The 12780-nt window shown below is 62.6% G+C and carries 12 protein-coding genes; 11 read left to right on the plus strand and 1 reads right to left on the minus strand.

Annotated elements, in window-relative coordinates; translation table 11 throughout:
* Positions 1–79: 79 nt before the first annotated feature.
* Entirely contained in the window at positions 80–1015 is a 936-nt protein-coding gene (locus PMI07_RS17570; RefSeq protein WP_007754439.1) for a tyrosine recombinase XerC, read from the minus strand.
* 152 nt (positions 1016–1167) lie between these two features.
* On the opposite strand from PMI07_RS17570, the gene PMI07_RS17575 reads away from it, so the two are divergent.
* From PMI07_RS17575 to PMI07_RS17625, 11 genes are all read left to right on the plus strand, one after another.
* A complete protein-coding gene (locus PMI07_RS17575; RefSeq protein ID WP_007754441.1) occupies positions 1168–2097 on the plus strand; it encodes a 1-acyl-sn-glycerol-3-phosphate acyltransferase in 930 nt (309 codons plus the stop codon).
* A gap of 4 nt (positions 2098–2101) precedes the next feature.
* Positions 2102–2539: a GNAT family N-acetyltransferase gene (locus PMI07_RS17580; RefSeq protein ID WP_007754443.1), complete on the plus strand. Its 438-nt coding sequence runs from the start codon at positions 2102–2104 to the stop codon at positions 2537–2539.
* Between the two features lie 41 nt (positions 2540–2580).
* Positions 2581–3720, plus strand: coding sequence for an AAA family ATPase (locus tag PMI07_RS17585; protein WP_007754445.1), 1140 nt, complete (start codon positions 2581–2583; stop codon positions 3718–3720).
* A gap of 49 nt (positions 3721–3769) precedes the next feature.
* On the plus strand, positions 3770–5992 hold the full coding sequence (locus tag PMI07_RS17590) for a primosomal protein N' (protein ID WP_024163889.1): 2223 nt from the start codon (positions 3770–3772) through the stop codon (positions 5990–5992).
* A gap of 62 nt (positions 5993–6054) precedes the next feature.
* A complete protein-coding gene (locus PMI07_RS17595; protein WP_007769305.1) occupies positions 6055–6438 on the plus strand; it encodes a hypothetical protein in 384 nt (127 codons plus the stop codon).
* Positions 6439–6699: 261 nt separating this feature from the next.
* Positions 6700–7266 carry a F0F1 ATP synthase subunit delta gene (locus tag PMI07_RS17600; protein WP_155956559.1) on the plus strand — a complete coding sequence of 189 codons (567 nt, stop codon included), beginning with the start codon at positions 6700–6702 and terminating at the stop codon, positions 7264–7266.
* The gene (gene atpA, locus PMI07_RS17605; RefSeq protein WP_007769311.1) at positions 7266–8795 is read left to right on the plus strand and encodes a F0F1 ATP synthase subunit alpha; all 1530 of its coding nucleotides are present in this window, start codon (positions 7266–7268) and stop codon (positions 8793–8795) included. Before PMI07_RS17600 ends, atpA begins: the two co-directional genes overlap by 1 nt.
* A gap of 30 nt (positions 8796–8825) precedes the next feature.
* A complete protein-coding gene (locus PMI07_RS17610) occupies positions 8826–9704 on the plus strand; it encodes a F0F1 ATP synthase subunit gamma (protein ID WP_007769324.1) in 879 nt (292 codons plus the stop codon).
* Positions 9705–9727: 23 nt separating this feature from the next.
* Positions 9728–11158, plus strand: coding sequence for a F0F1 ATP synthase subunit beta (atpD, locus tag PMI07_RS17615; RefSeq protein WP_007769327.1), 1431 nt, complete (start codon positions 9728–9730; stop codon positions 11156–11158).
* Between the two features lie 75 nt (positions 11159–11233).
* Positions 11234–11641, plus strand: a complete 408-nt coding sequence (locus PMI07_RS17620; RefSeq protein WP_007769330.1) for a F0F1 ATP synthase subunit epsilon — start codon at positions 11234–11236, stop codon at positions 11639–11641.
* Between the two features lie 153 nt (positions 11642–11794).
* Complete coding sequence (locus PMI07_RS17625) at positions 11795–12688, plus strand: LysR family transcriptional regulator (RefSeq protein WP_007769334.1); 894 nt, start codon at positions 11795–11797, stop codon at positions 12686–12688.
* Positions 12689–12780 lie beyond the last annotated feature (92 nt).

The following is a 12780-nucleotide window of genomic DNA, read 5'->3' on the forward strand; positions in this document are numbered from 1 at the left end:
TCGTCGGCATGTTAGCGATGCCGGCTGCACAAGCGCTTAACGCAACTGGTTAAAACTTGGTTCACGCAGATCAAAGGGGCTAAGCGCGGGGGTGGGCGCGGTCGTAGACTTCCAGCAGTCTTGACGAATCGACGCCGGTATAGACCTGGGTTGTCGACAGGCTGGCATGACCGAGCAGTTCCTGGATGGTGCGCAGGTCGCCGCCGCCGGCGAGAAGATGGGTGGCGAAGGAATGCCGCAGCGCATGCGGCGTTGCGGTTTCCGGCAGGCCGAAGGCGCTCCGGAGCTTCTGCATTTCCCGCTGGATGATCGCCGGCTGCAGCGGACCGCCACGGGCGCCTCGGAAAAGCGGCTTCTCGGCTTCCAGATGGTAGGGGCAGAGCTTCCTGTAGGTCTCGACCGCGTCGAACACGACCTGCAGCAGTGGCACGAGGCGGGTCTTGCCGCCCTTGCCGGTGATCCGCAGTGTCGTGGCGCCCGGCGTCAGGTCGACGGGCCGGAGGCCGAGCGCCTCGGAGATGCGCAGGCCACAGCCATAGAGCAGGGTCAGCACGGCGGCATCGCGGGCGGCGATCCACGGCTCTTCCTTAAGCTGAGCACCTGTCGTGACGAGATTGAGCGCCTGCCGGTCGGTGAGCGGCTTCGGCAGGGATTTCGGCTGCTTCGGGGCGCGGATGGCGCCGGCGGCTGCGGCATTCACCAGACCCTTGCGCTCGAGATAACGAAGAAATGAACGAAGCCCGGCAAGATGGCGGCCGAGCGACCGGGCTCCGGAACCATCGCGGCGGCGCGATGCCAGGAAGGCGCGCAGGTCGGCGGGGCGCAGGGTGTGGATATCGGAAATTTTTGCCGGACCTGCCAGATGTGTAGTCAGAAACGTCAAAAACTGGCGCGTATCGCGTTCATAGGCATCGAGCGTGTTCTCCGAAAGCCGGCGTTCGCTCGCCAGGCTTTCAAGCCATTCCTGGCGTTTCTCGGTCAGATCGGGTGCGGCGATGATCAGCAGTTCGTTCAAGATCTGACCCGTTGAATTTGGAGTGGTTGCGCCCCAGATTGCTCTGGACGGCGTTACGAAATCCCTAAACCTGCCTTAGTCTTGGCTGACGTTGTCATCGTTCGATCATATGGGGCTGCGATATCCGGCAGGTCCTGTCTGCGGGAGTTTCTATGGCGCGCCGTGATTCTACGACCACTTTTGGACAGCTCGCGGAAACAATCGCCCTCGTCTCGCAAGGCAGACCCGGTCATATCGTCGATACATTGATTGCCGAACGCGGCCAGCGGATCGTCCAGAACCCGCTTTGGCCGGTGATGCGGCCGTTTCTCTATACGCTGCTGCGTTACGGCCAGGCGATCAAGTTCGCCAACGACATCTCGACCCTCAACGGCTTCCAATGCTTCGAATACATGAGCAACCTTCTGAAGCTCGATGTCACGGTCGCCAATGCCGAGCGCATTCCCGAAAAGGGCGGCTTCATTCTCGTCAGCAATCACCCGACCGGGATTGCCGACGGGGTTGCCGTCTTCGACCTTCTGAAGTCGCGCCGCCCGGACATGATGGTTTTCGCCAATCGCGATGCCGTGCGCGTCAATCCGCGGTTTGCCGAGATGATCATCCCCGTCGAATGGCGGGAGGAATACAAGACCAAACTCAAGGCCCGCGAGACGCTGGTACTCACCAACAAGACGATCGAGGACGGCAAGGTGATGGTGCTGTTTCCTTCGGGGCGCATCGCCTATTGGGCGGATGGCCGGCTGAACGAGCGGCCGTGGAAGACCTCCGCCGTCAGCCTTGCGCGCAAATACAATCTGCCGATCCTGCCGATCCACATGCGGGCCCGCAATTCCGGCCTGTTCTACTGGTTCGCCAAATGGTCGACGGAGCTGCGCGACATGACGGTGTTCTACGAACTGCTGAACAAGAAGGGCGATCATTTCGATTTCACCGTCGGCCGGATGATCCCGCCGAGCGCGCTGGATGGCGATATGACGGAGGTCACCAAGGCGCTGGAACAGCACACGGTGTTCCAGCTTGCCGCGGATGGCGATGCGACCTTCAAGCCCGCCGAGAAGGCGCAGACGGCGTCGGCGGCGTGAGGACATGGGTGTCGTGATTGCGCCGCTCGGCGATCCGCTTACCGATGACATCGTTCAGCTGGCCGAGGCCGCCAGGCAGGAAGGCTACAATCATATCCTGCGGATTGCCGAGGAATGGTCTTCGGGAACCAATCGGTTCGAACGACGCGGCGAAAGCCTGCTCGGTGCCCAGGATCAGGACCTGTTGATCGCGGTCGGAGGGATGACGCTCGAACCGTCGCGGGCTGACTGGCTGCGGATGCGCCGTTTTTACGTATCGCAGCCATACCGGGGCCAAGGAGTCGGCCGGCGTCTGGCCGAGCGGCTGATCGAACATGCCCGCTCCTTCACCACGGTCGTGACGGTCCATGCCGGCAGCGACGATGCCCGCCATTTCTGGCAGGCCATGGGATTTCAGCCGCTGACCGGTGAGAGCTATACGCACACCCTGCGCCTCGCCTGAGCGGCATTTTTTTCATCCCGCTCTTCGGCTAGGAATAGGGCATGCTGCTTCGCTCGATGTTTGCCGCCAACTACCGCTCGCTGCGCTCGATCCGCATGGATCTGGCCGGCGTCAATCTGTTCATCGGCGAGAACGGCGTCGGAAAATCCAATCTCTATCGCGCCCTGCAACTGGTGCAGGCGGCGGTGCGCGGCAATCTGGCCTATGAGATCGCGGCCGAAGGCGGGATGGCCTCGGCGCTCTGGTCCGGTCAGCGCCGGCAGGAGAAGAACTTCCGTATCAAGCTCGAGGTCGAGGTTCTTGATGAAGAGCGGGCGGTGACGTTCCGCTACCGGGTCGAGGCGGGGCTTCGTCCGCCTGTTGACGCGGCGGGCTTTGCCTTCGAGCCGCAGGTGAAGGAGGAGGAGCTTGTCGTTGAAACCGGTTCGCGGCCCGTGACGATGATGAAACGCACCGGGCCGGGGATCATGGTGCGCGGGACAAGCGGTCGGATGGAGGAGTATCCCGAAAAGGCGATGACCTCAGAGACGGCAATCGCGCTGCTCGGCGATGCCGGCCATTATCCGGAAGCCGGCGCTTTTCGACGACTGATCGACGGCTGGCGGTTCTTCCATGGTTTTCGAACGGATCGGGATTCCGCCCTGCGGCAGCCCTGCCTTGCGGTTACCTCGCCGCTGCTCGATCAGAACGGTGGCAACATGGCGGCGGTGTTCGCGACGCTCGTGCATACCCGCGGGGACACGGTGGAGCTCGACAGCGCCGTTGCTGCAGCTCTTGGCGGGGGGAAACTGCATGTGCCCGAGCCGGGTGAATATGCGGAATTCGGCCTGGTCTTTCCCGATTTCCCCAAACGGGTGTTTCAGCCGCGGGAGCTTTCCGACGGGCAGATCCGCTTCCTGGGGCTCGCTGCGGCGCTGATGTCCTATCGCCAGCCGCCGCTGATCGCGCTCAACGAGCCGGAGGCGAGCCTGCATCCGGACATGCTGGCGCCGCTCGCCGACATGATCGCGCAGGCCGCGCGCCACAGCCAGATCTGGATCGTCACCCATTCCGAACTGCTCGCCGCAGCCGTTCAGGAGCGTTGCGGCACGCGGCCTCGGCGGGTGATCCGAAAGGAGGGCGCCACCTGGATCGATGGGATGCGGCTGACCGGCGTCATCGACGGGGAGGACGACGAGTAGTCCTGTTTAGGGTTCCCTTTTGTTCCGGGTTTGGGCATGGTCGCCGCCCATGGGCATAGATTCGTCCGATCTCTTCGGTCCGCTGTTTGAAGCGCCGTCATTGGTGAGGGTGGTACCGGTTCTGGTGCCGCTGCCGGTGCCTGTTGCCTATAGCTATGCCGTGCCGGAGGGCGTTCATGTGGAGCCGGGTTCGGTGGTGCAGGTGCCGGTCGGCCCGCGGCAATTGATCGGCGTCGTCTGGGACGGCGACAACGACGACAAGCTCGACCCCAAGAAGCTGAGGCCGCTCACGCTGGTCTTCGATTGCCCGCCGCTCTCCAAGGAGATGCGCGATTTCGTCGACTGGGTGGCGAGCTATACGCTGTCGCCGCCGGGCCTGGTGGCGCGCATGGCGATCCGGGCGCCGGCCGCGCTCGATCCCGAGCCGATGGTTGAGGGTCTGCGCTATCTCGGCGGCCAGCCGGAGCGGTTGACACCGGCGCGCGCCCGGGTGCTCGATCTTGCCGGTGAGGAGGAGATCCCGTGGACACGCAGCGGGCTGGCGCATGCCGCCGGCGTCTCGATGAGCGTCGTCGACGGGCTGACCGCACAGGGGATTTTCGAAACGGTATTCCTGCCCCCGCCGCCGGTCGTGGCGCGGCCTGACCCGGACTATATCCGCCCCCGCATCGAGGGGCCGCAGAAACAGGCGTCCGTGGACATCCTGGAGTCGATTCGGGCGGGTGGCTTTTCCGCCTCGCTGATCGACGGCGTTACGGGTTCGGGCAAAACGGAAGTCTATTTCGAGGCCATCGCCGAAACGCTGCGGCGCGGTAAACAGGTGCTGATCCTGCTGCCGGAAATCGCGCTCACCTCAAGCTTCCTCGAACGCTTCCAGGAGCGGTTCGGCGCCAAGCCCGGCGAATGGCATTCGGATCTTGCCCCCCGCATGCGTGAAAAGGTCTGGCGCGGCGTGGTGACCGGGGAGGTGAAGGTGGTGGCTGGCGCGCGGTCGGCATTGTTCCTGCCCTTCGAGGATCTCGGCCTGATCATCGTCGACGAGGAGCATGACCCCGCCTACAAGCAGGAGGACCGGGTCTTCTACAACGCGCGCGACATGGCGGTGGTGCGGGCCCGGATCGGCGATTTTCCGATCGTGCTGGTCTCGGCGACGCCCTCGGTGGAAAGCCAGGTCAACGGCCTCGCCGGCCGCTACAACACTGTGCACCTGCCGACCCGGTTCGGCGACGCGGCGATGCCGGACCTGCATCTCGTCGACATGCGGCGCCACCCGCCGGAGCGCGGCGGTTTCCTGTCACCGGTGCTTTTGCGCGCCATGAAGAAAACCCTTGAGCGGGGCGAGCAGTCGCTGCTCTTCCTCAATCGCCGGGGTTATGCGCCGCTGACGCTCTGCCGCGTCTGTGGCCACCGGTTCCAGTGCCCGCAATGTTCGAGCTGGCTGGTGGAGCACCGGTTCAAGAGCCAGATCCAGTGCCATCAGTGTGGCTATTCGGAGCGCACGCCGGAAGCCTGTCCCGAATGCGGCACCTTCGACCACCTCGTCGCCTGCGGGCCGGGCGTCGAGCGGATCGCCGAGGAAGTCGAAAAACATTTTCCGGAGGCGCGGACGATCGTGATGTCGTCGGACCTGCTCGGCGGGGTCAAGCGCATGCGGATCGAGCTGGAGGCGATCGCCAAGGGCGAGGCGGATATCGTCATCGGCACGCAGCTCGTCGCCAAGGGCCATAACTTTCCGCTGATGACGCTGGTCGGTATCGTCGATTCCGATCTCGGCCTTTCGAATGGCGATCCGCGCGCGGCGGAGCGCACCTTCCAGCTTCTGAGCCAGGTGACGGGTCGCGCCGGGCGAACCGGTCTCAAGAGCCATGGCCTGCTGCAGACCTTCCAACCGCAGCATCCGGTGATGCAGGCGATCGTCTCGGGCGATGCCGGGGCCTTCTACGAGCGCGAGATTGCCGAACGGGAAAAGGCGATCCTGCCGCCGTTCGGCCGGCTCGCTTCGCTGATCGTCTCGGCGGATACGCGCGCGGATGCGGAAACCCATGCCCGGGGTCTCAGGGCGGCGGCACCGAAGGTTACCGGCATTTCGGTGCTCGGTCCCGCGGAGGCGCCACTGGCGCTGGTGCGCGGCCGGCACCGTTTCCGTCTGCTGGTGCACGGACGGCGCAATTCCGACATGCAGGCGTTTTTGCGGGCGATGCTGGAAAACGGCCCGAAACAGCGCGGCTCGGTGCAGATCCAGCTCGATATCGACCCGCAGAGTTTTCTGTAGCTTCTTTGCGACTTGTTTACCGCTTGCGCTAGAATCTGGCGATTCGAACGATGCGAGGCGACATGGAACTCTATTTTCCCACTGAACTCGGCGAGCAGGTGGCCTTTGTCTGTGCGGCGGCCACTGCCGCGCTCGGCCTTTTCGTCTTCCTGTTTCCCGCCGTCGTTCTGCGCCTGACCGCGTTCCAGATCGGCGAGGTACGGCCGGAAGGGTATGCGGCCGTCCGCTCGACCGGTGCCCACCATCTCGGGTTCGGTCTTGCGGCGATCATGCTGGCCCAGGACTGGATCTATATGACGCTCGGCATCGCGCTTGGATTTGCCGCTCTCGGGCGGTTGCTGTCCTGCGCGCTCGATCGCGGCTTCACCCCTAGAAATATTGCATTTTCCTTACTTCAGGTTGTGCTTGCCGGCGGGCCGCTCGCCTATGTCTTCGGGTATATCTGACGCCTCAATTCGAGACTATGAGCCTCAGTGTGCCGAAAATCCTTCCGCTTCCGGTATAAAATCGCTCTCAGCCCTTGCGTGTCCGGCTTTTTCCGTTATCAGGCGTGTTGCGAGTCCTTACAGCCTATGCTAGACGGACCGCGAAAGTCGGAAAGGGTAGGGTGCGAGCTCTGCAGGTTCTGAGAAAAAATCAAACGATTTCAAGCTCTTGCTTCACCTCTCCCGCAGGGTCTGGCGCTTGGATGGCAATACAGGGAAACTGTGCCCGTGGCTGACACGTCCCAGCTTATTTCCGGTGTAGCGGAGCGTTACGCTTCCTCGCTTTTCGAACTGTCTCTCGAGGCTGGTTCGGTCGACAAGGTCGGTGCCGATCTTGATCGTTTTCAGGCGCTGCTGGATGAGAGTGAAGACCTGCGACGCCTGGTCGCAAGCCCGGTGTTTTCCGCCGAGGAGCAGCAGAAGGCCGTGATCGCAGTTGCTGAGCGGGCTGGCATTTCCGGTCTCGTTGCCAATTTCCTGAAGGTGGTCGCCGGCAATCGTCGTCTTTTTGCGATGCCTGGCATGATCCGCGCCTTCCGCCAGATCGCCGCCGAACACCGCGGTGAAATCACTGCCGAGGTCACCTCGGCCCATGCGCTCTCCGCAGCGCAGGAAAACGAACTCAAGTCGGCGCTGAAGGGCGTAACCGGCAAGGACGTAGCCATCACCGTGACGATCGACCCGTCGATCCTCGGCGGCCTGGTCGTCAAGGTTGGTTCTCGTCAGATCGACACTTCCCTTCGCACCAAACTTTCCACCCTTAAGCTTGCACTGAAAGAGGTTGGCTGATGGATATCCGCGCCGCGGAAATTTCCGCAATTCTGAAAGACCAGATCAAGAATTTCGGCCAGGAGGCTGAAGTTTCCGAAGTTGGACAGGTTCTGTCCGTCGGCGACGGCATTGCCCGCGTCTACGGGCTGGACAACGTCCAGGCCGGCGAAATGGTCGAATTCCCGGGCGGCATCCGTGGTATGGCGCTGAACCTCGAAGCCGACAATGTCGGCGTCGTCATCTTCGGTTCCGACCGTGCGATCAAGGAAGGCGACACCGTCAAGCGGACCGGCGCCATCGTTGACGTCCCGGTTGGTCCGGAACTGCTCGGCCGCGTCGTCGACGCGCTCGGCAACCCGATCGACGGCAAGGGCCCGATCAATGCGACCCGCCGTTCGCGCGTCGACGTCAAGGCTCCGGGCATCATTCCGCGCAAGTCGGTTCATGAGCCGATGTCGACCGGCCTCAAGGCCATCGACGCCCTCATCCCGGTCGGCCGCGGCCAGCGCGAGCTGGTCATCGGTGACCGCCAGACCGGCAAGACCGCGATCATTCTCGACACGATCCTCAACCAGAAGGCCATTCACGACAACGGCCCGGACTCGGAAAAGCTGTTCTGCGTCTACGTCGCTATCGGCCAGAAGCGCTCGACGGTTGCCCAGTTCGTGAAGGTTCTCGAAGAGCGCGGCGCCCTGCAGTACTCGATCATCGTTGCCGCGACCGCTTCCGATCCTGCTCCGATGCAGTATCTCGCACCGTTCGCTGGCTGCGCCATGGGCGAATACTTCCGTGACAACGGCCAGCACGCCCTGATCGGTTACGACGACCTTTCCAAGCAGGCTGTCGCCTATCGTCAGATGTCGCTGCTGCTGCGCCGCCCGCCGGGCCGCGAAGCTTACCCGGGCGACGTCTTCTACCTGCATTCCCGCCTTCTGGAGCGCGCTGCAAAGCTCTCCGACGAACGCGGCAATGGTTCGCTGACGGCTCTGCCGGTCATCGAAACCCAGGGTAACGACGTTTCGGCCTTCATTCCGACCAACGTGATCTCGATCACCGACGGCCAGATCTTCCTTGAAACCGACCTGTTCTACCAGGGCATCCGTCCGGCCGTTAACGTCGGTCTGTCGGTTTCCCGCGTCGGCTCGGCCGCGCAGATCAAGGCGATGAAGCAGGTTGCCGGCTCGATCAAGGGCGAACTCGCCCAGTATCGCGAAATGGCCGCCTTCGCCCAGTTCGGTTCCGACCTGGACGCCTCGACGCAGCGCCTCTTGAACCGTGGTGCACGCCTGACGGAACTCCTGAAGCAGCCGCAGTTCTCGCCGCTGAAGACGGAAGAGCAGGTTGCGGTGATCTTCGCGGGCGTCAACGGCTATCTCGACAAGATCGCGGTTGCCGATGTCGGCAAGTTCGAGCAGGGCTTCCTCTCGTACCTCCGCTCCGAAGGCAAGGCTCTCCTCGATACGATCCGTACCGAGAAGCAGCTTTCCGACGACACGCGTGCGAAGCTGAAGGCCGCTCTCGACAGCTACGCCAAGTCTTTCGCCTGAGAACGGATCAATCTCGAGGACCGATAACGGATGCCTTCACTTAAGGATCTGAAAAACCGGATCGCCTCCGTCAAGGCGACGCAGAAGATCACCAAGGCGATGAAAATGGTCGCCGCGGCGAAGCTGCGCCGTGCTCAGGAGGCGGCCGAGGCCGCCCGTCCTTACGCGGAACGTATGACCAAGGTGCTGGCCGGCCTTTCGGCAGCCAATGCCGGGAACGCCGAAGCGCCGCTCTTGCTTTCGGGCACGGGCAAGGATCAGGTTCATCTCTTGATCGTCGCGACCGGCGAACGCGGCTTGGCCGGGGGCTTCAATTCCTCGATCATCCGTCTCGCCCGCGATCATGCATTGAAGCTGCTTGCCCAGGGCAAGACGGTGAAGATCCTCACCGTCGGCCGCAAGGGCAACGACATCCTGCGCCGTACGTTCCGCGAAAACATCGTCGATTACGTGACGTTCCGCGAAGTCAAGCAGCTCGGTTTCGCTCAGGCGGACGAGGTGGCACACAAGGTGCTCGCGCTCTACAATGCCGGCCAGTTCGACATTGCGACGCTGTTTTACGCACGCTTCCAGTCGGTGATTTCGCAGGTGGCGACGGCTTCGCAGATCATCCCGGCCAAGTTCGAGACCACCGAGCCGGCGACTGCCTCCTCGGCGCTCTACGAATACGAGCCGAGCGAAGAGGAAATCCTCGAAGACCTGCTGCCGAAGAACGTCGCGATCCAGATCTTCCGGGCCCTGCTCGAAAATAACGCTTCCTTCTATGGCGCGCAGATGTCCGCAATGGACAACGCGACGCGCAATGCCGGTGACATGATCAACAAGCTGACGCTCTCCTACAACCGTCAGCGTCAGGCACAGATCACCAAGGAACTCATCGAAATCATTTCGGGCGCGGAAGCGCTCTGAGGTAAAGAAAGAGGGTAAGAATCATGGCTACCGCAACGGGCACGTCCCTCGGCAAGGTGACCCAGGTTATCGGCGCTGTCGTCGACGTCGCTTTCGACGGCGAACTGCCGGCGATTTTGAACGCGCTTGAAACCGACAACAACGGCAACCGCCTCGTTCTCGAAGTCGCGCAGCACCTCGGCGAAAGCGCCGTCCGCACCATCGCGATGGACTCGACCGAAGGTCTGGTTCGTGGTCAGCACGTCACCGATACCGGCGCTCCGATCACCGTTCCGGTCGGCCCGGAAACGCTCGGCCGCATCATGAACGTCATCGGCGAACCGGTCGACGAAGCCGGTCCGCTGGTCACCTCCGGCAAGCGCGCCATCCACCAGGAAGCGCCTTCCTACGTCGAACAGTCGACCGAAGGCCAGATCCTGGTCACCGGCATCAAGGTCGTCGACCTTCTTGCGCCTTACGCAAAGGGCGGCAAGATCGGCCTCTTCGGCGGTGCAGGCGTCGGCAAGACGGTTCTCATCATGGAACTCATCAACAACGTCGCGAAGGCACACGGCGGTTATTCCGTGTTCGCAGGCGTCGGTGAGCGTACTCGCGAAGGCAACGACCTTTACCATGAAATGATCGAATCGGGCGTCAACAAGCATGGCGGCGGCGAAGGCTCCAAGGCGGCGCTCGTCTACGGCCAGATGAACGAACCGCCGGGCGCCCGCGCTCGCGTCGCTCTGACCGGTCTGACCATCGCTGAAGACTTCCGCGACAAGGGCCAGGACGTTCTGTTCTTCGTCGACAACATCTTCCGCTTCACCCAGGCAGGTTCGGAAGTGTCCGCTCTGCTCGGCCGTATTCCTTCGGCCGTGGGTTATCAGCCGACGCTCGCCACCGACATGGGCCAGATGCAGGAACGCATCACCACCACGACCAAGGGCTCGATCACCTCGGTTCAGGCCATCTACGTTCCCGCCGACGACTTGACCGACCCGGCGCCGGCAACCTCGTTCGCCCACTTGGACGCAACGACGGTTCTGTCGCGTTCGATCGCCGAAAAGGGCATCTACCCGGCCGTCGACCCGCTCGACTCCACCTCGCGCATGCTCGACCCGCTGGTCGTCGGCGAAGAGCACTATGAAATCGCCCGCAAGGTCCAGTCGACCCTGCAGCGCTACAAGGCTCTCCAGGACATCATCGCCATCCTCGGCATGGACGAACTGTCCGAAGACGACAAGATGACGGTTGCCCGCGCCCGCAAGATCGAGCGCTTCCTGTCCCAGCCGTTCTTCGTCGCCGAAGTCTTCACCGGTTCGCCGGGCAAGCTCGTCGCGCTCGAAGACACGATCAAGGGCTTCAAGGGCCTCGTCAACGGCGACTACGACCATCTTCCGGAAGCTGCCTTCTACATGGTCGGCTCGATCGAAGAAGCCATGGAAAAGGCCAAGAAGCTGGCCGAAGCCGCCTGATCCTGAACGAGATGGCGCGCGGGACCATGTCCGGCGCGCCTTTCCCGCATAAACACGCTGAGGAAATAAACCTTCATGGCCGAGGCTTTCAACTTTGAACTGGTTTCGCCCGAGCGCCTGCTCGTCTCGGAAAAGGTCACCGAAGTGGTGATCCCGGCGACGCTTGGCGAAATGACGGTGCTTGCCAATCACGCGCCGACGATGACGACCATCAAGCCGGGTGTGGTTTCGGTGAAGCTTGCCTCCGGCCAGGTCAACAAATACGTGGTTTTCGGCGGTTTCGCCGACATCCTGCCGACCGGCTGCACGCTGCTTGCCGAATCCGCGGTGCCGGCCAGCGAGCTGACCCACGCGACGCTGCAGAAGCGGATCGAGACGACGCAGGGCGAAATCAACCATGCCCAGAGCGACGAGCACAAGACGAAGCTCGAGCAGTTCCTGGCGGAATTGACCCATCTCAACGGTGTGGTCGTCCCGGCCTGATACTTCAAAATTCTCTGCAAAAGATCGAGGCGGCCTCCGGGTCGCCTTTTTGTTTGGGTTGTGTTCGGCTCCCAGCGGCAGCGATCGTTGTAACCGGATGCCGGCTTGTATGTGCCGCGTCATCTTGTTAGCCCTTGTCGGCGGAGGAACGCGATGATCGACAAGCTGGAATTCTTCATTGCCCTGGCGCGCGAAGGCCATTTCGGCCGCGCCGCGGAGGAATGCGGTATTTCGCAACCTTCGCTTTCGGCCGCGATCCGCCAGCTCGAGGAGAGCCTCGGCGTGCAGCTCGTGGTGCGCGGCTCGCGCTACCAGGGCCTGACGCCGGAGGGCCAGCGCGTATTGGAATGGGCCAAACGCATCGTCGGCGATGCGCGCACGATGCGCGAGGAAATGCGCGCCGCCCGCAAGGGCCTTGTCGGTCATATAAGGCTGGCGTCGATCCCGACAGCGCTGGCGATGATCCCCAGATTGACCGAGCCCTTCCAGGCCAAGCACCCGGAGGTCACCTTTTCCGTCGTCTCGCGCAATTCCCTGCAGGTGCTTTCGCAGCTCGACAATTTCGAAATCGACGCGGGCATCACCTATCTCGACAACGAGCCGCTGGGGCGTGTGACGAGCGTGCCGCTTTATGCGGAGCGCTACAATCTGGTGACGGCCGAAGGGGCGCCTTATGCCGACCGGGAAAGCGTGACCTGGAAGGAGATGGCCGATCTTAGGCTCTGTCTATTGACGCCCGACATGCAGAACCGCCGAATCATCAACCAGCACCTCGCGGAAGCGGGGGTGACGGTGAAGCCAATGCTCGAGTCGAACTCCATGGTGGTGCTTCTCTCGCATGTGGGGACCGGGCGCTGGGCGAGCATCATGCCGCGCAACGTGGCGCGATCATTCGGGTTTGCAAAAGAAATCAGGACTATCCCGATCGTTGAGCCTGAAGCCACGCATATCGTTGGGCTTGTCGCGACCCATCGCGAGCCTTTTACGCCGCTCGTTTCGGCCCTGCTTCACGAGGCTCGCACCCTCACTCCTGCCGCCATGGCTTGATAGCTTTTTTCTATCGCGTAACCGATCTCCTTTATTGACGGTTGCGGCCCTGGTTGCAACATTCCATTCCCAGTAAGCGAAGTACGATTGTC

It is taken from the genome of Rhizobium sp. CF080 (genome assembly GCF_000282095.2).
Taxonomy (GTDB): domain Bacteria; phylum Pseudomonadota; class Alphaproteobacteria; order Rhizobiales; family Rhizobiaceae; genus Neorhizobium.

Coding starts and splice junctions, on each gene's coding strand:
- PMI07_RS17575 (WP_007754441.1), top strand. CDS start 1,168: ATGGCGCGCCGTGATTCTACGACCACTTTTGGACAGCTCGCGGAAACA.
- PMI07_RS17580 (WP_007754443.1), top strand. CDS start 2,102: ATGGGTGTCGTGATTGCGCCGCTCGGCGATCCGCTTACCGATGACATC.
- PMI07_RS17585 (WP_007754445.1), top strand. CDS start 2,581: ATGCTGCTTCGCTCGATGTTTGCCGCCAACTACCGCTCGCTGCGCTCG.
- PMI07_RS17590 (WP_024163889.1), top strand. CDS start 3,770: ATGGGCATAGATTCGTCCGATCTCTTCGGTCCGCTGTTTGAAGCGCCG.
- PMI07_RS17595 (WP_007769305.1), top strand. CDS start 6,055: ATGGAACTCTATTTTCCCACTGAACTCGGCGAGCAGGTGGCCTTTGTC.
- atpA (WP_007769311.1), top strand. CDS start 7,266: ATGGATATCCGCGCCGCGGAAATTTCCGCAATTCTGAAAGACCAGATC.
- PMI07_RS17610 (WP_007769324.1), top strand. CDS start 8,826: ATGCCTTCACTTAAGGATCTGAAAAACCGGATCGCCTCCGTCAAGGCG.
- atpD (WP_007769327.1), top strand. CDS start 9,728: ATGGCTACCGCAACGGGCACGTCCCTCGGCAAGGTGACCCAGGTTATC.
- PMI07_RS17620 (WP_007769330.1), top strand. CDS start 11,234: ATGGCCGAGGCTTTCAACTTTGAACTGGTTTCGCCCGAGCGCCTGCTC.
- PMI07_RS17625 (WP_007769334.1), top strand. CDS start 11,795: ATGATCGACAAGCTGGAATTCTTCATTGCCCTGGCGCGCGAAGGCCAT.